5 protein-coding genes are annotated in these 25802 nt (G+C 36.2%); all 5 read right to left on the minus strand.

The genetic code is table 11. The features are described 5' to 3' along the window. Nucleotides 1-155 precede the first annotated feature (155 nt). Complete coding sequence (locus LOS86_RS11210; RefSeq protein WP_231842191.1) at nt 156-15176, minus strand: DUF8696 domain-containing protein; 15021 nt, start codon at nt 15174-15176, stop codon at nt 156-158. 457 nt (nt 15177-15633) lie between these two features. Further along, the gene (locus LOS86_RS11215; protein WP_231842192.1) at nt 15634-23430 is read right to left on the minus strand and encodes a putative Ig domain-containing protein; all 7797 of its coding nucleotides are present in this window, start codon (nt 23428-23430) and stop codon (nt 15634-15636) included. Between the two features lie 220 nt (nt 23431-23650). Next, the gene (locus tag LOS86_RS11220) at nt 23651-24301 is read right to left on the minus strand and encodes a YdcF family protein (protein ID WP_231842193.1); all 651 of its coding nucleotides are present in this window, start codon (nt 24299-24301) and stop codon (nt 23651-23653) included. A gap of 154 nt (nt 24302-24455) precedes the next feature. Then, complete coding sequence (locus LOS86_RS11225) at nt 24456-25145, minus strand: copper homeostasis protein CutC (RefSeq protein WP_231842194.1); 690 nt, start codon at nt 25143-25145, stop codon at nt 24456-24458. A gap of 12 nt (nt 25146-25157) precedes the next feature. After that, the gene (locus LOS86_RS11230) at nt 25158-25799 is read right to left on the minus strand and encodes an acetyltransferase (protein ID WP_231842195.1); all 642 of its coding nucleotides are present in this window, start codon (nt 25797-25799) and stop codon (nt 25158-25160) included. Nucleotides 25800-25802 lie beyond the last annotated feature (3 nt).

A 25802-nucleotide genomic window follows, 5' to 3' on the forward strand; every position in this document is an offset into this window, starting at 1 on the left:
CAAATAAAAAATACGAAAACGTTTTCGTGTTGATAAATTATTTAAAAACAAAAAAGACATGAACAATTAAAACATAAAAAAGAGGCTGTCTTTCGACAGCCTCCTCTTGTTTATAATAAAGTGTGTGTTGTGCTTTGAGCACTTTTCCTACATCACTACTCTTGTTTAACCATGCGTATGGTTTTCACTTGGTTATCTTGTGCTACAATAACATTGTAAACACCTGATGCCCATTGTGAACCTAATTGTAGCTCTTCCAATTGTGACGGTGCCACTTCTCGATCTTCAATTAGTTTTCCTGTCATGTCAAACACTCTAACATAAACCATAGATGCGCTTGGCGTTTCTAATGATACTGTAAAGTAAGATGTGTATGGATTTGGATAACCCTTAACTGCAAAGATAACTTTACTTGGGGAATCATCTTCTTTAACCACCTCTTCTCTACTTGTTGGTGCTGTGCCTCGTGTTGTTATTGTACATACATCACCATAAGGACCCCAAACACCATTATTAAGTACCGCTACCTCTACATTATAAGTAGTACCTGTAATATATGGTATATCAACATCATTCATCGTAAACCAATACACACTTGCTGAAGCAGTTGTATATTCCGCTTGATCTAACCCATTGGTTATTCTAAAACGATAAGCAGACGCTCCTAAAACTCTACTTGAATACAATCTTCTTCCTGGTGTAACATTAGTTCTACCACAATATGCCCCTTGAAGTTTGGTTGTTGGTAATGATGGAGTTGTCACATTACATGACTCGCCATATTCCATCCAACTTCCACCACTCTTAAGTGCAACTCGAATACTATAAGTTGTAGCATAAGTAGCAAATTCACTTCCTCGATTCAATTGTGCTAAATAGAACTGACGTGTACTAGAATCAAATGTCCTTACCTCTCCACCTTCTTTTGTTACCTCAAATCGATAAGCCGATACATTCGATACTGAATTGGCTGAAATTATCGTATTTAATGATGCTAAAGTAATTCCACATTGTGAAGTTTGAACTTTAGTGGTTGGTGTTGGTGTAGTTACATAACATCCTGTTCCATAAGCTCTCCATGAACCTCTATACTCTACCGCAACTTTTACAAAATAAGCCGCTCCAAAATTTGACCCACCATCTAACTGGGTTAAATTAAAGTAACGTATAGAACCCGAACTTGTGGTGTACTCCCTAACCTCTGATCCTCGTGTTACTTGGAAACGATATCTTGTCGCTCCTGAAACAGCATCTGCATAAATTGGAGTAGTTAACGAACCTAATGTTATTCCACATTGTGATGCTTGAACTTGAGTCAATGGATCTGGTGCTGATACTGTACACACTGTACCATATTCTCCCCAAACTCCATTGTTCAATACCGCTACTCGAACAGAATAGGCCTCACCAAAATCAGCCGCAACTTGACTTAAACTAAACGATCTATCATTACCCGATGCCGTAGTTACTACCGCAACTGTATTGTTTGGTCGTGTTACCTCAAATCTATATCCTGAAACTCCTGTTACTGCATCTGCATAAATCAACGTTTCTCGTGCTGCAACTGTTACTCCACACTGTGAAGTTTGAACCTTAGTTAATGGTAATGACGGAGTGGTAACATCACATGACTCTCCATATTCACTCCACTGCCCATTATTAATCAATAATTTAACGCGTATCTGGTAGGTAGTTGCATAACGCAATGATAAACCTGAAACTTGTGTTAATTGGAACTGACGTGTAGCTGAATCGTATGTAGAAACAGTTAATCCATCTGTAACTTCAAATCGATATGTCGTTACATTACTTACTGAATTTGCACTAATCTGTGTCCCTAATGACGCTAAAGTAACTCCACATTGTGAGGTTTGTACTTTACTCGTTGGAACTGCAGGCGTAGTCACTTCACATGAAGGACCATATCCACTCCAAACTCCTGATTTTAAATAGTTAACTCGAATACTATACGTAGTAGCATATAACGACCCTCCGGTTAACTGATTTAAATTAAAGTAACGTAATCCAGAAGATGGGGTAAACTCTCGTACAGTTGAACCTTCCGTTACTTCAAATGTGTAGGACGTAGCTCCACTTATCATGTTTGCATAAATCGCAGTAGATAAACTTCCTATAGTAACTCCACATTGTGAAGACTGAACTTGCGAATAAACAACACAACCCTCATCAATACTTCCATTACAATTGTCATCTATTCCGTTACCACATATCTCGGTAGCTCCCGGATTAACCGATGCACTTGAATCGTTACAGTCTCCTGCGCGTGTCGCATAGCCTGCTGGCGTGTTTGTTCCATAACATAAAGAAACCGCTTCTCCTGTTCCATATGTATCTGCATCCGCATCTACATAGAAATCTCCTGTACGCCATACAGCTGCATTGGTATCATCACAGTCCGTATTGTTTACTGAATAACCCTCTTGAAGCGTAGAATCACACAACATGACTGTTGTTGTAGAACCATAACCATCACCATCAGCGTCTACGTAATATAGAACTGCTTCATGAATAGCCGTATCCGCATCATTACAATCTGAACCTAGAGTAGAGGTTACATATCCTTCTGGAATAGAAGCACCATAACAAACCGTTGCCGATCCATTATCATATCCATCTCCATCGGAATCCACATACAATAAGCCTGACTGCCATAACATAATATTGCTGTCATCACAATCGGTATTGTTGATAGCATAGCCTACTGGTGTAGCTGCTCCATAACATAAAGAAACCGCTTCTCCTGTTCCATAAGTATCTGCATCAGCATCTACATAAAAATCTCCACTTTGCCATACATCCGCATTGGTATCATCACAGTCCGTATTGTTTACTGAATAACCCGCCGGAGCAGAAGACTCACACAACATGACTGTTGTTGTAGAACCATAACCATCACCATCAGTGTCTACGTAATACTGAACTGCTTCATGAATAGAAGTATCAGCATCATTACAATCTGAACCATTTGTTGCTATAGCATAACCTACTGGAATTTCTGACCCGTAACATACTGAAGTTTGTCCCGCATCGTATCCATCAGCATCAGCGTCAACATATAACAATCCTGACTGCCAAACGGACACATCAGTATCATCACAATCCGTATTGTTTGTTGCGTATCCCATTGGCGCAATTAATTCACACAATGAAACCGCTTCTCCAAATCCGTAACCATCTCCGTCAGCGTCTACATAATAAATTGAGGTAGAGTTTACTAATGCATTAGCATCATTACAGTCGGTATTGTTAGATACATAACCAATAGGAGCACCTTCACAAGATACTACTGATACTGTAGCATCTCCAAAACCATCACTATCAGCGTCTGCATAATACGTTACATTTTGTAACACTGCTAAAGTAGTTGTATTGTTTTCGGTTAATAAAACCGAACATCCTACACTTTGCATTGCAGTAATAGTTAACACCTGATTATGATCAGCTGCAACTAAATTGATATCAAAACTTGCGTTACCATTTTCGTCAGCAGTTAAACTTGGTACATTCACTGTTGCACCTGTACCAATTTTATAACCAAAAGAGAACGTACTATTTTCAACTAATCCAGTTAAGTTAATAGTAGCCGTTGTGCCTTCACAAACTGCAGCTACTTGTGCAACTGAAGCTAGTGTTGGTTTAGGGTTTACTGTAACGGTAACGGTTGAAGAGTTAGAACAACCATTATTATTAGTAATAGTAACTGTATAATCAGTAGATGTATTTGGTTTTGCATACAATGTTGTAGCATGACCTCCAGTATAAGGAATAGTAGCAGCTGCATTGGTATACAAATCATCTACCGGACTCCATATTAATTGATTTTCAACATCTATACTAACATTATCAATCAACCAACCATAGTAATTTGTTGAAGAATCTGTAGTGTAACGGAAACGTAATTTAAATTGGTTAGTTAGTGCTGCAGTAGGTATTGATAACACCTCTGTTTTCCACATTGAATTCGTTGGACTACTTGTTGCAGCAGAACCCCAAGCAGAATAACTTGCTGATGTAAATCTTACACCAGAATTGAAAACAGATGTACTTGCACTTCCAGTATAGTTAGCCACTGGGAAAGTATTCCAAGTAGAACCACCATCTGAAGAATATTCTGGTATTGCGTAATCATAACCTGCCTCAGTTCCTACGATTTGTGAGAAACGTAATTGCGCATCAGAAACACCTGACAAATCAACACTAGTATCCATAGTTAGGCTAACATTTGCATAAGTTGATGAAGTAGTCAATAAAACGGAACCACTTCCTTCATTAAACAATGTAGAAGTAACCGAAGCCGCAGATCCTGTAAATCCAGATAAACTATCGAAATTATAAGAATACAAACTGTTAGAGCTAGATGTTACCGCTATTGTTTGAACATTACCCTCACAAATAATTGGTGCAGCTGGTGTGAATACTGGAGCAGCTGGTTCATCAACTACCAATGTAGCCACATTTGACGTAACCGAGCTACAAGCAGTAGCACCAGAAATAACTACACGATATTGAGTACCATTCATGGCTAATTGTGCGTCTGAAACAGTTAATGAAGCTTCTATAGCGTCAGTGATAGACGACCAAGTTAAACCATCTGTACTAGTTTCCCATTGATAAGCCAAACCATCTCCAGAAGCATCAACAGTAAAAGTTGCTGACCCATCTATACATACGGTTGCGCCTACTGGTTGAGAAGCTATTGATACTGCTGAATTAACATTCAATGTAGCAGCATTTGAAGTTAATGGACTACATGGTGCTGTACCTGAAACAATAACTTGGTATTGATAACCATTCATTGCAGCAGTAACTTCTGTGAGAGTTAAAGTAGCACTCGTAGCTCCAGTAACATCAGACCAATCAATACCATTAGCACTCATTTGCCATTGGTACGATAAAGCAGTTCCATTAGCAGCTACATTAAAACTAGCTGTTCCATTAGAACACACTGTAACATTTTCCGGATCTTTTTCAATAGAAACCGCTGTATTAATGTTAAGAGTTGCAAATTCTGAAACTACAGCTTCATTAATTACACAACGGAATTGCCATCCATTATTAACTAAAGCTAAACCAGACAATGATAAAGTAGCAGAAGTAGCATCAGCATAAATACCACCATCTGCGATATTTGACCAACCTGAACCTTCATTTACTTGCCATTGGTATCCTGAAACTTCTCCCGTAGTTGTAACAGAGAAAGTAGCCGTATTGGCTCCTTGACTACAAGCAGTAAAGTCCACAGGGTTTTGTGAAATAGCGGCAGAATTTACAGTTAATGTAGCTACATTACTAGTAACAGCATCACAAGCCGTAGCTCCTGAAACTATCACTTGATATTGAGCACTTTCTGACACAGTTACTAAACTTAAAGTAGCAGAAGTAGCACCTTCAATATTAGTCCATGTAGAACCATTATCTGTGCTTACTTGCCATTGATAAGTTAAACCAGTTCCAGTTGCAGTAACAGCGAAATCAACATCCGTTCCTGGTAATACAGAACTATTACCTGGCTGTGATGTAATTGCCACCGCTGTGTTAACGTTAACAACTGCTGTTGATACACTATCTCCACATCCTGCTACTGTAACAGTATTAGTGACAGTATATTCGCCAGCTTCAGATGTTGCTAAATTAATAACACCTGTCGAAGGATCAATTGACAATCCTGATGGAGTAGCTGTAAATGTACCTGCAGTACCTGTTACTGTTGGAGTAATAGTAGTAGATGAAGTACAATAAGCAACAGCATCATAACTAAAGTTGGATGTTAATTCTTGGTTGATAACTACAGTTGTAGAAGCCGTTTGTGCCTCACAATAAGTAGTTGGTAACATCGTGTAGGTAACGGTATACGTACCTGGTAAAGTTGCCATTACATCAATAGCTCCCGTTACTGGGTCAATACTTAAACCTTCAGAACCTGAGAAAGTACCATTTTGGTATTCGTTAGTTCCTGTTAATGTTACTTCACCATTAGTAGCTGAACTACAGAAAGGAGTAGCATAACTTAATGAAGCGGTAGGTTGTTGACCTACAGTTGCAACAACTGCTGTTCTAGCGGAAGTACAACCTGCTTCAAAATCAATATTATGTATACCTCTTACCTCTGTAGCAGTAGTTCCCCATCCCCATCCGCTAGTGATGTTAACAGCACTAGAAGTGTATGGATAACTACCTGTGAAATAATACCAAGTAACTCCCGTTTTAGTCATAGTTAATTTATAACCAGCTGCTGCGGTAGGCGCATTAAAAGTTGAAGGTAAAACCACTTCAACAGCACCACTTGGTGAAGCATCAGTAATATTTTCAGTATGAGATGCAATGGTAACACCTGCTGCATCTTTCATAGTAAAGGTTAAGGTACCAGTACCTGAAACATAAACATTAGCCTTTTTAATAGTTATGTTAGGTTTCGTTGTAGTAAATACAATACCTGCATCTGTAGAAGATGTTGAAAAAGCAGATTCAGCGGTATCTTGATTCCCAACATTTTCAACTGCACCACCTCTAAATGCTTCTGCATAGAAAGTAGTTGTAGTTGCAATACTTGGTGTAGTAAAAGTAATACCTGTACCTAATGATGCACCACCGGTTTCAGCAGCATACCAATTGATAGTCGCTGAAGCATTTGCTTCTGCTCCTAAAGTTACTGTACCTGTTCCACAACGCTCTCCATCTGTAGTTGATGTAATCATAGGATTATAAACATCAACAAAAACAGTATTAGAATTTGCACTTAACTCACTAGTTGCACAAGTTACTGTACAATAGAAATACGTTCCTTCTGTTAATGCTGCTGTTGCTAAAGTAGCTGCTGTTGCATCTGCTACTGGCGTAAAGTCAACGTTATTTGTTGAAGCATACCATTGTAAAGAAATACCTAACACACCACTTGTTTGTCCTGTTAAAACCACGTTGGTTGTAGCACCAGCACAAACATATTCATTAGCTGCTGCTGCAGTTCCCGCAACTGGTGTACTATCACAAGTTGGAACTGGCGTAATAACTATTGTATAATCTTCAAATGAACCATAAGACCCAGTATAACAAGGTGTTGATGGCCCTGCATCATTATCAGTTCCTCCAATTCGCATTCTGTGAGCACCTAATGGAGCTGTTAATGGAATATTAAAACTTCCAGATAATGTTGTTGGATTAGTACTTGTTGATAATCCGAAATACACTTGCTCTCCAGCATCTGTAAATACACCATTATCATTAAAGTCAATCCAAATTTTAGTACCATACGTATAACCAGTAGCATAAGTAATGCTAAAGTTTACAGTTGACAATTGGGTTGTTGAAGTACTTTGAGCCGTATAATCACCATATCTACCAGTTTCTGAACCAGTTGAATTATTAATATCTCCCATAGTAACATTAACGATACCTGAACCATCTACTGAAGTTGGAGCTGGTGTACAATACCAATTAACCGTTAATAAGGCAGCAGAAGAATTTACTGCACATCCATTATTATCAATTACACAACGGTAGTATTTTGCTCCACCTGTTGCTGTAGAAGCAGAAGTAATCACAGATAATGTAGCTGTATCAGCTCCACTGTAAGTTACACCTGCTGGTAATGTATCTATATTGGCCCAACCTGTTGTTCCATCAGTTGAAAACTGCCATTGATAAGAAATAGCATCAGTTGCTTCAACCGAGAATGTAGCTGTATTTCCTCTTAACACAGTAGCAGCTACCGGTTGAGAAGTAATAACAGGATTATTAATATTTAAAGTTGCTGAGTCAGAAGTAACACTTGAACAATTAGTTGCTCCACTTATCACAACTTGATATTGATAACCATCCATGCTTAATGTTGGATTAGTTACAAGTAAAGTTGAGGAAGTAGCATCAGCTATAGTATTCCATGTAACTCCGTTATCAGCACTTACTTGCCATTGATAAGTTAAATCATCTCCATTTGCTGTAACCTCGAAAGTAGCTGTACCACCATTAACACATACTACTTGGTTACTAGGTTGAGTTGCTAATGAAACAGGTTCATTTACTGTAAGTATTCCAGTAGTAGAATTAATAAAATCATTAACTCTAACACGGAATTGATAACCAGTACTAGCTATTCGTATTCCAGAAATATTCAATTCACTCGATCTTGTTCCCTCAAATGTTAAACCTGAAGCATCAGTCCCATCTTCAATATTGACAAAACCACTACCAGTGTTCATTTGCCATTGATAAGAAATAGCAACTGTCTCATCTGTTGAAGTTGCAATAGCTACAAAAGATGCAGTATCAGAATCACAAATAGTTACATTTTCTGGATTAGTATCGATGGCAACATTACTTACTTTTAACAGATATGGTACCGACAAAACATCGCTACATGGTGATGTACCTGAAATCATACATTGGAATTTTAATCCGTCATAATTCAAGTCAATATTATGTATTGTTAATGTATTGGTAGTCACACCTTCAAAAGTTGCACTTGGTTCTATTACTTCAAAAGTTTCACCATCATCAGTACTTATCATCCATTGATAAGCAGATATAGAACCAGTTGCAGTAACCGAAATACTAGAAGAAACACCTGGTAAAACAGATTGCTCAGGAGTTTGATAAGTAATAACAATAGGATTGTTTACAGTTACAGTAACCGTATCTGTAGATTGACATCCATCAGCGCTTGTACCTGTAACAGTATAAGTAGTTGTTACTGTTGGATTAGCGTCAACAGTATTACCTGTTGTAGAAGACAATCCTGTTGCTGGTGACCAAGAATAAGTATCAGCACCTGAAACAGTTAAAGTTGTTGTATCACCATTACAAATTACAGCATCCTCAGAAGCAATAATTACTGGTAATGGTAATGGTGTAACTGTTGTTGACCCTTCACTTGTACAGTCTCCATTAGAAGAAGTAACCGTATAGGTAATTTCTGTTGATGGTTTTACATATACTACATTTACATCTTGACCTGTATATGGAGATGTAGCAGCAGCATCAGTATATAAATCTGTAAATGGAGACCATGATAAAGTTGTTTGCTGTGTAGGCATAACAAAATTAATCATTGTTCCTGAAGGAATATTAGAAGTGGCTACAGCTGTATTTTCTGAAGTAGAAGAAGCTGTAGAAGTTTCAATAGGTGAAAGAGGTGTTACACTTAAGTAATTTCCTATAGCACCCGAAATTCCAATAGAAGCAGTAGGAGATGATAAAGTAGCACTTGTTCCTCCATAAATAAAGCTAATATTTCCATTTTCAAATAATTGAACTTGCATAGAAATGGTTGGATTTGTTGAACTACCAAATCCAGATACGTGCATATTTGTCCATTGTACTGTTAATACTCTATTAGGAGCAGTTCCAGTTGTTGCATAGATAATGGAACCTCCTGTAGTATTATTATCATCCCATAATGGCGCAATAATATTATTACTTGATGATAATGAATTTAAAGAATAACCAGAAATTGTACTACTAGTATTTCCTAGAATAATAATTCCATTTGAAGATACTCCAAAAACGGTTTGTGTTGAACCATTATATGGGAAATCAAACCCAATTGGTAAGTTTCCAACACCTACATCATCTCCAATTGCAGTTGATAATGTTGTACCTGAAATTTCAGTATATGTTCCTGTATTACCATTAATAGCATATGAAGAAACTGTTGATGGTAAAGAAACCGTTCCGCCATTAGCAGTTAAAGCCATAACACCATCTGTACAAATTGAAGGTGTTCCTTGTGCAATAGTTACTGCACTCGGATATAAATTAACTGTTACAGTTACTGTAGCAGTAGTTGTACATCCGTTAGCGTCTGTTCCTGTTACAGTATAAGTAGTTGTTTGCGTTGGTGTAGCAGTAACAGTATCACCTGTTGTAGCAGACAATCCTGTAGCTGGCGACCAATCATAAGAAACAGCACCACCTGCTGTTAACTCAGCACTATCACCTGTACAAACAGTAACGGATGGAGAAACTGTTGTTACTGCAGGCGTATTAACTACAACAGCAATTGGGTCACTGTAAACCGGAGTTCCAGTTAAACAAGTAACCTTTAAACGATAATAGGTTGTAGTTGAAATATTTCCTGTTGAAACATCTGCATAAATAGATGAAGCTGCCCCCATACTTACAGGGTTAGTAAATTCAGCATCTGTTGAAGATTCCCATTCGTAAGTTGTACCAACGCCAATCATGTAATCTGAAGCTGCAATAGTTGCAGAACCTGAAGTACATAATGAAGCTGGTGTAGCAGTTACTATACCAGCAATAGCTGGCTCACCACAATATAAGGTAGAAAACTCATCTGCCCCCATATCTGGAGTTTCAGAACGCGTATCGCCATCAAAGTCAGTAGTTACTTCTGCTAGTACAGTTCCTAAATTATCTAAAGAAACATTAGTTCCTGAAGCTAAATGTAAATCAGTATCCGATACAAAGTTTGGCGCAATAGCAACCGAATTCAAATCTTTAGTTGTATAGGTTTGCCATGTCGATAAATTAGCTACATCTGCAGAACCAGAATAACCTAAAACATAAGTTGTTGAAGTAGTTGATGAACCATAATAGTTATTGTAATTAATATCTGCAAAAGTAGTTCCTGTATACAATCTAACATTATATGCTTTTGAACCACTTGTAGCAAATACCTGAGCATTTCTAAAAATATTGTTTCTCATATCAATATTAGTAGCAGCTGCAGTAGTTACAAAGTTAGCAGACATTCCTACAGAAGAACCATCAATAACATTACCAAACATATTTATTGTATTGTTATAAAACTTCAAATTTGGAATTGCTGCACCAATACGTATACCAAATGCATTATAAAGAGTACTTGATGAACTATAATTTCTTGTAGCAATATCACTAATCATGTTATTTGCAACTAAAGTTCCTGAAGTACCCGTAGAAGATGAGAAGTTAATACCATAAGCACCATAACCTCCTGAAGAAGTACTTTTAATGTTACTAACATTATTTGACAGTACAGAACCATTCACTACTCCTGCACCTAAATCGATTGCCGCAACGTTAATAGAACTATTGGTTACTAAATCAAAAATAGAATTGTTAGAAATCGTTGGATTATTTACATAAGATACTTGTATACCTCTATTGATTACGCGATCAGCAGTAACAGTTGAACCTATTGTATTTCCTGTAATAAGTAATCCATCTTGAGTACTCGTAGAATTATTAAATGCTGTAATACCATTGTAAACTTTAGTAACTTCATTATTTTGAATTACTAAATTATCATTGTTTTCTGCACCAGTTGTAAACGAAGAAGTTATAGAAGATACAATTCCGTATATACCTGATGAAGTTCCTGATCCTCCTTTAACTTTTGTGTTTTTTACTGTAATATTTGTAGCACCACTTGTAGCACCACCCGTACTAGCAATCCAAACCACTGAAGATCCTGAAGTACTTGTATTTATAATACTTAAATCACGAGAAGTAGAACCATTATTGCTACCATCTATGATAACATTATCTGCACCATTTAATTTGATAATTGCTGCAGTTGATGAACCTGTGATAGTTGGTGAAACACCAGCAGCTGGTTTGATAGTTAAGATATAAGAACCTGCATTTGCATTTGCATTTACTACAATAGGGAAAGTTTCCGCTGTTGAATAATTAGCATCTGTTAATTCAAATACTACATCACCATTAAAACAAGCTGATGCATTATAGGCAGCTACAGCAGCACTTAATGTTTCAAAATCTCCACCAGCACCTACAGTAAATACACCACCTAGAACTGGATTCACAGTTAAAGTCACTACATTAGAAGTAATTGAAGTACAAGAAGCTGCTCCACTTACAACACAACGGAAAGAATTACCATTAAATGAAGAAGCCGAATCGATAAATAATTCGTTTGTAGTACCATCTTCGTAAACAGTCCAATTCGAACCATCAGTAGAATATTCCCATTGATAGCTTAACGCATCTCCAGTAGCAGCAACTGTAAAAGTAGCTGTTTCTTCAGAAGCACATTGACTTACTGAAGTTGGCTGTGAAGTAATAGCTACAACCTGATTAACATTTAATGTTGCCACATCGGAAGTAACAGCACTACAAGGAGCTGTACCTGATACAACAACACGATATTGCATATTATTTAAAGCAACACTTGGTGTGTTAATAGTATAAGTGGCAGAAGTGGCACCAGAAATATCTGACCAATCCGATCCATCAGTACTCATTTGCCATTGGTAAGCTAATCCTGAACCAGTGGCAGCACTTGTAAATGTTACGGATGCAACATTAGAACAAACTTCTTGACTTTCTGGTTGAGTTGCTAATACAACTGCATCATAAACAGTTAAAGTAGCAGCTTCCGAATTCACATCTCCACCATTTAAAACACAACGGTATTGTGCACCAGTATTAATTGATGTTAATCCTGATAATACTAAAGAAGCCGTGTTAGCACCCTCAATATCTGTCCAAACATCAGCTACAAGAATCTGCCACTGATAGGAGGTTATATCACCTGAAGTACTTAGCGTAAAAGTAGCACCAGCATCAGAACAAACCGTTTGATTAGCAGGATGTGAAGTTATACTAACCGAGCCAACCGTTAAAGTGACTACGCTAGAAGTTGCAGCAGTACAAGGTGCTGTACCTGAAACCACACATTGGAATTGTTTTCCATTGTCTGCAAAAGAAGCTCCCAATAGTGTATAAGAAGCATTAGTAGCCCCTTCAATATTGTTCCATGACACCCCATTATCATAACTTACTTGCCATTGATAAGAAATACCAGAACCTATTGCTGTGATAGCAAAAGTAGCATCGGCTCCATCCAACACAATTTGATTAATGGCTTGTTCAGTAATCACAGGAGGATTGTTCACAGTAATTGCAGTTGTTTTTGCTGTAGCACAATCTCCTACAGCAACTGTATAGGTAATAGTTGCTATTCCCTCTGAAACCGCTGTAACCAATCCTGCAGCATCAACTGTTGCAATGGATACATCTGAACTGGTCCAAACACCGCCTGAAGTAGAGTTTGACAACTGAACTGTTTCGTCTTTACACAAAGAAACTTCACCACCTACAATATCTTCCAAAACTGGATAAGCATTAACAGTAAAGTCAGTTGTACTTGCACCTGTACCTTCAGCAGTTGTTACAGCTACTACACCGGTAGTAGCTCCATTTGGAACAATAAAAGTTAATGAAGTACTTGTATTATTTGTAATTGTTGCAGCTGTTCCGTTTAAAGTAACTCCCGTAGCATTTGCTAGGTTAGACCCTGTAATAGTAACTGATGCTTCACTGTTTTCACAAGTTGCCAAAGGCAAGAAACTTGTTACAACTGGTGGAGCAGCTACAACTTGGAAATTATCGATATATACATTAAGATCTGTAGAACTTGACGAACTTTCTCCTAAAAAACCAACTCTAACAACACCTGAATACCCATATAAACTTATAGATTCTGACGAACCAATATTACTGTAAGTTTGACCTGTATAAGTCTTAATAACGTTTGCAGATGTCCAAGTCAGACCATTATCAGTAGAAACAACTACTTTAAGTTTATCAGACCCCATAGATTCAGAAACTGCAGAACTATAGTTAGTAACTGCAAAATCAAATTTAATTGCTTTATTTCCAATAGCACCCAAATCAATTGAAGGTGAAATTAGCCAACTATTAGCAGTTTGAGAAGCATATAAATTTATAGAAGCCGAGGTACTTGATCCTGAATATGCAAAATTTCTAGACGTCCAACCACTACTTCCTGATACTATATTGCCATCTATTGGTCCAGTTGCTTCATACCAACATGTAGGAGTGTAAGTGGTAAAAGTTTGCGTTACTGTTGGTACAGTATCAATACCACAACTCGTTAAAACAGTTTGAGTAGCACTATATGGACTACTACAAGTTACACCAGTTGCTCTCACTCTGTAATAATATGTAGTAGCAGAAGATAATCCGCTAACTTCATATGAACCAATTCCTGTACCATTATTAGCAATCGCTACAGGATAACCTGAAAGCAAAGATGAAAATGTACTACTTGTTGACACTTCTAATTCATATCCTGCATCACTTGCAGCACCAGTCCAGTTTGCGGTAAAGCCTGAAGATGAGACTGAGGTTGCAGCTGATGAAGTTGGTGTTGGCATACATGTAGTAACATTTCCTGTTAAAGGAGATGTTGCTAAATAAGCCGGCGCACCCGAACATCCTGAATTATAAGAATAAATGTAATAATAGTATTGTGTATTAGCTGACAAACCAGAATCTGTAAAAGACCCTGTTGCTGTGTTTGCTACCACATAAGTACCTGCACCTAAAGCAGTAGAGCCCACTGCAAGTGCGGTTCCATCTGTTGGTGCGGTTGGTGCGGTTGCACTCGTGCTTCGTACCACCATATAGCCTGTTGGGGCTGGTGAAGGCATTGTAAACGATCCACTCAATGAAGTAGCTGTTACACTTGAAAATGCTAAAGCCGTTGGCTGCGCTGTTGGTGTTGTACATCCTGCTGCAGCAGCAATATCAAATTGCATTTGTGCAATGTATGAAGTACGAGTCCCAGTCAAAGATATTGATGCTGGATTTGGATTAGTATTATCATTAATGTAATAAATACCACGATTAGTTACTGGAGTTGTCCAAATTCTAAAATAATTAGTACTGCTTCCAGTTTTGTAACCTGCTGCATTTTCATCAACTGCTACTACTAAATTGTCGGTGTTGTTGTAAAGAAAGACATCTTCGATGTCAATCTCATACCAACCAGCTGTAGTTGTTGCCGAGACTGTACCAGTAAATACTTGAGTCATCGCACCCGATTGAATCCAATCTGCGTCTGATGTAAAAGCAGTTTTAGTGGTATGCCCTAAATAAATAGTCCAATTGTTACTATTTGTTAAGGCATTACCATTACTGTAAAACCGGAGCTTTGTGATAATACCACTGGTATTAATTTCCGATTGTAGAACAACTTGTTGCGAGTAAGTGTAACCATAGTAAGGAGCAATAGGAAGTCTATTCCCAACATTTGTTCCAGAACCAATGGTTACAGTAGTCTGCGCTTCCATCCCTAAAGCCGCTAACAAGGTCAGCGCTAAAAGGAGGACATTTTTTGCAAACAAAGCTTCAAAAAAGCTTCTCGTTCGCGAAAAATAATTGTTTTCCATAAAGTTAATTGTTAGTTAAATAATATATTATTTCCGACATTTACGGCTGCCGAACACCAATTTTAATCATAATTTTTAATACAGTAGTAGGTTTTATGTAACATTCTTTATGGTTTTTCTTGGGACTTTAAATAATTAACAAACTCTTTTTTGAAAATAGTTTAGTCAATTATTCAAATTAAAAGTAATATTATCCTTTTGAAGGAGCAGGTAAATACTTTTAATTTAAAAAAATGTACTTATAATTTAAATTTTGAATTAACATTTTATTAACTTAAAAAAATAATGAAATAAACTAATTCATCCCAAAAAATTCATTTTTAATATTTTTTTTAATAATTCCTTGAGATTTCAATCAAACTGCATTAATGATTATAATAAAGGAGGCTGTCTTACGACAGCCTCCTCTTGTTTATAATGAAGTGTGTGTTGTGCTTTGAGCACTTTTCCTACATCACTACTCTTGTTTAACCATGCGTATGGTTTTCAATTGGTCGTCTTGTGCTACAATAACATTGTAAACACCTGATGCCCATTGTGAACCTAATTGTAGCTCTTCTAATTGTGACGGTGCCACTTCTCGATCTTCAATTAGTTTTCCTGTCATGTCAAACACCCTAACATAAACCATAGATGCGCTTGGCGTTTCTAATGATACTGTAAAGTAAGATGTGTATGGATTTGGATAACCCTTAACTGCAAAGATAACTTTACTTGGGGAATCATCTTCTTTAACCACCTCTTCTCTACTTGTTGGTGCTGTGCCTCGTGTTGTTATTGTACATACATCACCATAAGGACCCCAAACACCATTATTAAGTACCGCTACCTCTACATTATAAGTAGTACCTGTAATATATGGTATATCAACATCATTCATCGTAAACCAATACACACTTGCTGAAGCAGTTGTATATTCCGCTTGATCTAACCCATTGGTTATTCTAAAACGATAAGCAGACGCTCCTAAAACTCTACTTGAATACAATCTTCTTCCTGGTGTAACATTAGTTCTACCACAATATGCCCCTTGAAGTTTGGTTGTTGGTAATGATGGAGTTGTCACATTACATGACTCGCCATATTCCATCCAACTTCCACCACTCTTAAGTGCAACTCGAATACTATAAGTTGTAGCATAAGTAGCAAATTCACTTCCTCGATTCAATTGTGCTAAATAGAACTGACGTGTACTAGAATCAAATGTCCTTACCTCTCCACCTTCTTTTGTTACCTCAAATCGATAAGCCGATACATTCGATACTGAATTGGCTGAAATTATCGTATTTAATGATGCTAAAGTAATTCCACATTGTGAAGTTTGAACTTTAGTGGTTGGTGTTGGTGTAGTTACATAACATCCTGTTCCATAAGCTCTCCATGAACCTCTATACTCTACCGCAACTTTTACAAAATAAGCCGCTCCAAAATTTGACCCACCATCTAACTGGGTTAAATTAAAGTAACGTATAGAACCCGAACTTGTGGTGTACTCCCTAACCTCTGATCCTCGTGTTACTTGGAAACGATATCTTGTCGCTCCTGAAACAGCATCTGCATAAATTGGAGTAGTTAACGAACCTAATGTTATTCCACATTGTGATGCTTGAACTTGAGTCAATGGATCTGGTGCTGATACTGTACACACTGTACCATATTCTCCCCAAACTCCATTGTTCAATACCGCTACTCGAACAGAATAGGCCTCACCAAAATCAGCCGCAACTTGACTTAAACTAAACGATCTATCATTACCCGATGCCGTAGTTACTACCGCAACTGTATTGTTTGGTCGTGTTACCTCAAATCTATATCCTGAAACTCCTGTTACTGCATCTGCATAAATCAACGTTTCTCGTGCTGCAACTGTTACTCCACACTGTGAAGTTTGAACCTTAGTTAATGGTAATGACGGAGTGGTAACATCACATGACTCTCCATATTCACTCCACTGCCCATTATTAATCAATAATTTAACGCGTATCTGGTAGGTAGTTGCATAACGCAATGATAAACCTGAAACTTGTGTTAATTGGAACTGACGTGTAGCTGAATCGTATGTAGAAACAGTTAATCCATCTGTAACTTCAAATCGATATGTCGTTACATTACTTACTGAATTTGCACTAATCTGTGTCCCTAATGACGCTAAAGTAACTCCACATTGTGAGGTTTGTACTTTACTCGTTGGAACTGCAGGCGTAGTCACTTCACATGAAGGACCATATCCACTCCAAACTCCTGATTTTAAATAGTTAACTCGAATACTATACGTAGTAGCATATAACGACCCTCCGGTTAACTGATTTAAATTAAAGTAACGTAATCCAGAAGATGGGGTAAACTCTCGTACAGTTGAACCTTCCGTTACTTCAAATGTGTAGGACGTAGCTCCACTTATCATGTTTGCATAAATCGCAGTAGATAAACTTCCTATAGTAACTCCACATTGTGAAGACTGAACTTGCGAATAAACAACACAACCCTCATCAATACTTCCATTACAATTGTCATCTATTCCGTTACCACATATCTCGGTAGCTCCCGGATTAACCGATGCACTTGAATCGTTACAGTCTCCTGCGCGTGTCGCATAGCCTGCTGGCGTGTTTGTTCCATAACATAAAGAAACCGCTTCTCCTGTTCCATATGTATCTGCATCCGCATCTACATAGAAATCTCCTGTACGCCATACAGCTGCATTGGTATCATCACAGTCCGTATTGTTTACTGAATAACCCTCTTGAAGCGTAGAATCACACAACATGACTGTTGTTGTAGAACCATAACCATCACCATCAGTGTCCACGTAATAAGTATAAGACTGGTTGACTGTTATTTGAACAGCTACAACTTCACTTTCGCACGTATCAATGGTTTGAGTAACATAATAAGTAGCACTTTCTAATGGAGTTTCACTACTTAATAACATAGTTTTCTCACTGTCACTATAGACTTTAATATTTTGACCCAATACAACAATATCAGAAATTCTAGGAGTATCAACACTACAAAAAGTTTGATTATCAACAATTGGAGAACTGATAACTACCGGAACAACATCTACAGTTCCTAAGTTACTAGTAAGACCATCAATGGTCTGTGAAACCGTATAAGTTCCAGCAGTAGAAATAGTAATACTTGAAGAGGTATCATTGGTACTCCATAATAAAGTACCAGTAGCATCTGTAGAAAGGGTTACAGTTCCATCACAATTTTGAGTTACTGTAATTTGAGGAGTGACAGGTAAAGTTACTAAATTACCCCCAATAGCAAGCGCATCGGAATCAGCAGCTGGAGAACTTAAACCCCAACCTCCAGTTGAAGTTTGACCGCTAGCAAAATATCTAAAGGTAACAGTAGTTCCGTTTGGAATGTTTTGTAACTCTGAAATCTGTGTTAAATCGATTGTAGGAATAATTAAATCAGTACTTGTGATAGGTAAACCTATAAAATTAAAATTTGATCCATCGATACTGTAAGCAAACTGATGTGTTACTCCTGGTGAAGCATAAAAAGTTGAAGTACCTACAAAATTAGCATCAATAGAAGTTAAATTCATTTGATAACCACTTTCCGGTTGTAACTTAAACTCAAAATAATCATTATTACCTAAATCAATACCATCATTTTTAAAACCTGTTGTTCTAAATGAGTTAGTGCCTACGCTAGCAGTTGCACCAGCCCCTCTTGTTAAAAGATTTGCACCATTAGTTGCAACTAAATTAGTAAATGTAGTTGCAGTGGCTGTTGGAACTTGATTCAATCCATAAACATTCCATGCCGCAATTGGATCAGGAATAACCTTAAGCGAACGTACTTGGGTAACAGGTTCATAATTAGCACTACCTTCTTGAATTGCAGTAATTTCAGTTTGACCTATACCAACAATTGTTATCACATTACCATCAACTGTCGCTACATCAGTATTGGAACTTGTATAACTAACATCTAAAGCAGAAGTTGCTGTAGCATTTAATGCAAAAGGTAATGCAGAAATATACTTGGTACCTAAAGACGAAAAACCATTAATATATTGAACTCTTGGAGCAATTACTAATTCTTGAGATACCGAAATTGCATCATTGTAATTCTCATTCCCTAATTGACTTGCCGTGATTTGAACCGTTCCTCCAGCTAAAATTGTTATCTGATTTCCTAAAACAGTAGCAATAGTCTCATCTGAACTAGTAAACACTATTGGTTCTCCAGAAGCGCCACCCAAAGCTGAAATTTCAAAAGCAGCATCTCCATATACTTTTGAAGGTAATGCCTCAAAAACAAGTACTTGATCTGCTTTCACTATATTTCCAATTACATTTGTTGGCTGAACTAAAGTATAACGATCTGAATGTAAACCTACTAATTCAAAATTAGGTATTACTGCTATATTTTGACCTACATTAGCCTGTTCAAATTCTGCCGTATTAGTTAATTCAACTTCATCAACTCCTACAATACCATTTAATTGATAACTAGAAACTTGTGCGCTAGTTGTGCCATCATATGATTTATCAGCAACAACTACCTCACTTACGGTTAATTGTTTTTTAACAATCACTAAAGACTGAGAAGATGCTGGTGCTGGATTGTAACTAGCATTCCCCACCTGGTTCGCTGTGATGGTTACAGTTCCAGGTTGTAATAGGTTTACACTATTTCCGTCTATAGTTGCGATTGTTTCATCTGAACTAACATAGGTTACAATCAATCCTGAACTAGCTGTTGCATTTAAGACAATTGGAGCATTACCATAAACTTGTTCTGCGATTGGTTCAAATGTTATTTCTTGATTTGCTAATGAAGTATTAATAATTACTTGCTCTTGGCTAACAGTAACAGCTGCGTTATAATTATCATTTCCTTCTTGAAGAGCAGTAATAACAACTGTTCCAGAAGCTAGTATAGTAGCAACATTTCCATTTATAGATAAAACCGATTCGTTATCACTTATAAAACTCACAGGTAACCCTGAAGTAGTCGAAGCAGTTAATGTAAAACTTGCATCTGTATCTAAACGATTTTCTAACAATTCAAATGTTATGGTTTGATCCGCTTTATTCACCACTAGTTCTCTAGTAATTTCTAATGCTGAATTATAGTTATCATTTCCAGCTTGAGAAGCTGTTATTAATGTAGTACCTGCACCAACAATGGTTAGTACATTCCCCTCCAGTGTAGCAACAGAAGGATTAGAACTAGTATAAGACACCGTTAGACCTGAAGAAGCTGTTCCGTCTAATTCAAATGGTAAATCGCCATAAACAAACGAAGGTAAAACATCAAACGTAAGTTCTTGATCTGATTTTAATACCGTTAAAATCAACTCTTGTGTATCAGTACCTGACAAGTTAGTAGCTGACAAACTAACATTAAATACTCCTGCAACTGTTGGCACACCAGAAATAATACCTGTTGATGTATTAATGGATAACCCTAACGGCAAACCTGATGCATTATAACTAGACGGCACATTAGATGCCATTGTTGAGTAGTTGAAAGATTGACCTACGGTTCCTGAAGCACTCAAAGAACTTGTAATAGTAGGAGCAGGTAATTGATTTACAAAACCTGTAACTACTAAGCTATTAGTAGCGTCATTTGACCCATACCTTCCAATTGAAAATGTAGCTGTGGAAGAGGTTGCCCCCCATGCATATAATCTAAAAGTAAGAAGTGTACCAGCAGGCAAATTTTGCAACGCTTCAACGACAGATAAATCAATTTGAGGTTGTACAGCTCCATCTGCAGTACTGGTGTAATTTATTTCAGTACCTATTTCATTAAAATCTATTCCATCAATACTGTACATCCAAATATAAGAATTAGGTGCAGTATTACTAGATCTTCTCAAAGTAACATCTAATGTATTCAAAGACATCGCATAACCTGAAGTAGGAGTAAAACTAAATTCATAATATTCATTTGAATCTAATGCCTCAGATTTACTACTCGAATTCCATCCATTAGATGCAAAAGCTCTTCCTAGACTTGTTGGAGATACTCCAGCACCTCTTGAAAGTGTAGCTGAAGTTAGTCTTGCATCATTTGTAGTAGATGTATAATTAACTTCATTTCCAGATGAAGCAGGTACCCCAAATTGCCATGCAGCAAAAACATCTGGAGCACGAGTAATTACCAAAGTCTGGGGTACAGCCGTAGCTGCATTAAAGTTGGTATCACCATCTTGATAAGCTGTTATTATAGTTGTTCCTGCACCTACAATAGTAACCGTATTTCCATTTATTGTAGCTACTTCAGTATTAGAACTAGAATACGAAACGGATAATCCGGAAGTAGCAGTAGCATTCAATTCAAATGAAGGGATCGCTGTTGTATAATTTGATAAACTAGTAAAACTAATCGTTTGATTTGATTTTAAAATAGTTCCCGTTAAATTAGAGGGTTGTTCCAATTCGTATTTAAAAACATCAGCTCCAATCAAAATAAAATTAGGAATTACAGATTGATTAACTCCTGCATTTTGATCAACAAAAACAGCATTTGATGCATCAATATCAATAATATCACTTCCAATTATCCCATTTAGACTATAGGATAATATTGTAGCTCCAAATGAACCATCATAAATTTTATCCTCAATAATAAGGTTGGAAACAGTAATGCTTTTTTTGTTGATGACTAATTCTTGTGAAACACTAGCCGCTGGATTATAACCATTACCTCCTTCTTGTGAAGCTGTTATCCACACAACTCCCGGTTGATGAATTGTTACAATACCCTCAGTAATTGAAGCAATGTTCACATCACTACTAGTATATGTAATAGGCATGCCTGAATCTACGACAGCCCCTAATTCAAAAGCTTCATCTCCGTAAGTAACTTCTGGCAAAGCACCAAAAGTAATTTCTTGACTTTCAAGAGCCGTATTAATAACAACTTGATTTTGTGTAACAGCAAGTGCTGAGTTATAGTTTTCATTTCCTTCTTGTGATGCTGTTATTTGAACAATACCTGGACCTTCTATACTTGCTATATTACCTGAAATTGATACAACTGTATTATCTGAACTTGTGTAAGTAATTGCCAAACCAGATGATGAAGTAGCGTTCAACTGAAAATCAGCATCAGAATCCAACTTTTCGACTAATGGTTCAAATGAAATTACTTGATCTGCTTTAGCAACAATTAATTCTTGACCAACAGGATCAGCTGCATTGTAATAATCATCCCCACTTTGCGAAGCAGTTATAGTAGCAATCCCTACTCCTACAATCGAAACAATATTATTATTAGTTACAATAGCAACATCAGGATTTGAAGTTACATAAGTCACTGCTAAAGCGGAAGATGCCGAAGCATTTAATGTAAAATCAGAATCACCATATACTTTTGAGGGAATAGTATCGAATATAATAGATTGATTTCCTTTAGAAACTAGCATTTCCAATGTTGCATCCCCAGTACCTGTAGCATTTGTTGCAGAAATAGTAACAGAAAAAACTCCAACTTGTAATGGATTACCCGATATGACTCCAGTTGATGTATCAATAGATAAACCTAAAGGTAACCCAACAGCATTATAACTAGATGGGGAATTAGCAGCAACAATAGAATAAGTCAAAGGTTCATTATAAGTAGCATTAGCAAACAAACTACTTGAAATTACGGGCGCAACACTAGGAGCTGAATAGCCTGTCCATGCAATATTATCTACTTTTACTTGTGCCGCTCCCGTGGAACGAATTTCAAGAACTACATCACCTGCAACATTAATTTCAGAAGAATAAGTAATTACAGTATTAGAATTACGATCTACAGTAATAGTAGTACCAATTTGAGTACCATTTACATACACTTCTATGCTTCTTGCATTAGTTCCTGTAAATGCCCGAACATAATCAAAAGTTAAAGTTCCGATTCCTCCAGTATACGTAGGAGAAATGACATTTCGAGTTCCAGAATTTCCAAAACAAATAGCTTTACCAGTCATACTTTGATCGGTTCTAGCACCATTTGCTGTCCAAGTTACATTATCAAATCCTTGCCATTCTCGCAAAGAATAGGAACTTGATGAGCTTGTTGGAATATTAGAAAAATCCTCACTTCCTTGAGCTAATAAAATTGGACTACTTAACAACAAAAAAAATACCATCAAAAAAGACACTATACCTTTGAATTTAAAGTAATCATCCCGACTTTTAAATCCCAAATAATTAAGAAAGAAAAAATCATTGGCAAACGTCTTGAAAAGAGACAAACACCAATCAGTAAAATTAAAATTTGTTTTCATTTATAGTTGAATATTTGAAACAAAAATATAAAATAAAAAATTCAACATTATAAAAAAGATATTAACATATTGTTAATTAATGATTTATAAAAATTATTTTAACAAGTAGTAGTATACAAATTGATTCACTAGGTTAAAAATAAAGAGCAAAAATGAAAACAAGCAAAACAAGAGGCAATAAGGATTATACAACCATATCAAGAAAATTTAATTCTTATTTTTATTTATTGCTCCAACTATCTTTCCAATATTTGAGTTGTTCTCTTAAGTATTCGTTCATTAAATCTAAAGAAGAAATAGAAGGAAAAGTTATGCCGTTATAATCATTAATACCATGTTTTACTCTAAAGTTGGTAGGGGCTGGAATTGCAACAATCCCATTTTGCATATATAACATTATGGCTCTAGGAAGATGCATCGCATCGGAAACAACTATTACTTTTTTATCAATTCCAAATTGATTTACAAAAGCTACTACTTCTTCTGCAGTGTTAGAAGGTGTAGTTAACATCTCAATTTTATCGTCGGGAACACCTAATTCAACCGCAGCTCTTTTAACAACTGATGCTTGCGATTCTATTCCTAAGCTAGAATATCCCGAACCTACAATTTTGTAATTTGGTAGCTTCTTTGATATACGAATTGCCTCAATTAAACGAGATAGTGTAACATCAGATAATTGCTTTGTAGCTGATAATCTTGTATCAAGACTATAACCCGCACCTAAAACATGTAAATAATAAGTTTTGGATTTGTCTAGAGAACTAACATCAATTTCAACATACTTGTTTTCATGCTTTTTTATTAGATATTTAGGAAAAAAGGAAGTAGCACAAACTAAAAAAAAAGAAAAAATAACTATCCAAATCAAATGTAACTTTATTATATTAAATTTAAAATTTAATAGCAACAATAGCAATATTAAAAATGTAAAAAAATTATACAATGTTATATTATTTTGTAAAAAATGCATTTTATGATATTTTGATATTACATTATTATCTTATAAAATTTTGAATTTCTTACTAGATACTAATTAAATTATGCAACTTCTCTATATTTAACTTATATTCATAACCCATAACAGAATCAGACTTCAAAATTGGATCTTTTATATTAAAATGTATGGATTCTAATCCATTTTTTTTTAATTGTATTGCATTATCATAAGTAACACCACCACCTGCTATGATTTGAATTTCATCACCATACAAATGTTTCCATCTTTTTAATTTCTCCAATCCAAAATCAACTCCTTTTTGACTTCCTGCAGTCAAAAGACGATCAAAACCAACTTCAATTAAAAAATGTAAATCGGATTCGTGATCAGTAGAGAAATCAAATGCTCTATGAAAAGTGTTTTGTAGTTCTAATTGTTTTGAAATGGATAATAATTGTATAGTTTTCTCTCTTTCGATTCTGAAATCTCGATCTAAAATTCCAAATACCACACCCGTAACTCCTAGATTTGCAAAACATTTAATTTCTTCTTCCATTAATTGTAGTTCAAAATCATTGTAAATAAATCCACCAGCTCTAGGTCGAATCATAACATGTACTTCAGGAACTGCATGTTCACAAAAAAAAGATGTTGTTGCATAACTTGGAGTAAGCCCACCTAATTGAAGAGCAGAGCACAATTCAATACTTTTTATTGAGTTCAAATTAACTTGCTGTAACTCTTCAATCGACTCTAAAACTACTTCAAAATTCATACTCTTAAAATATTATTTCTTTGTATTTATTCTTAAAATTTTTCCTGGGTTACCTATCATCACAACATCATCTGGAACATTTTTAATAATTAAAGTTCCTGCTCCAATTAATGTGTTTACACCAATGCAAGAAACACCTGTCATCACTGTAGAACCTATACCAAAATAAGAAAATTCTTTAATATGAATTGAAGCACCTATATTTACTCCTTGTGAAAAAAAACACCCTTTTTCAATGGTAACATGATGAGCAATATTAACTCCCATACTTATCATTGAATAATCTTGTATTTTTGTAAATGGCATCACATTTGAACTAGGTAATATATATATTGCTTTTCCTAACTCAACTGTTGCATCCAGCAATACGGATTTATGAATAAAAGATGGTATCTGAAATCCTTCTGACTCAATCTTTAAAAGCAAATTAACTCGAACAGAGTTATTACCAATTGGAACAAAAACCGCTACATCTTTAGTTATTCCATTAAATAAAAAATTAATATTACCTAGAACAGAATATCCTCCAATATTAGTCCCTTTCAACAAATCATTATCATCAATAAAACCCAGAATTTCGTAATATTCTTCTAAGTATTTTGAATATACTTGGCCATAGGTACCCGCACCAAAAATAACCGCTCTTTTCTTCATATT

Origin of the sequence: Flavobacterium cyclinae (assembly GCF_021172145.1) — a bacterium.
Taxonomy (GTDB): domain Bacteria; phylum Bacteroidota; class Bacteroidia; order Flavobacteriales; family Flavobacteriaceae; genus Flavobacterium; species Flavobacterium cyclinae.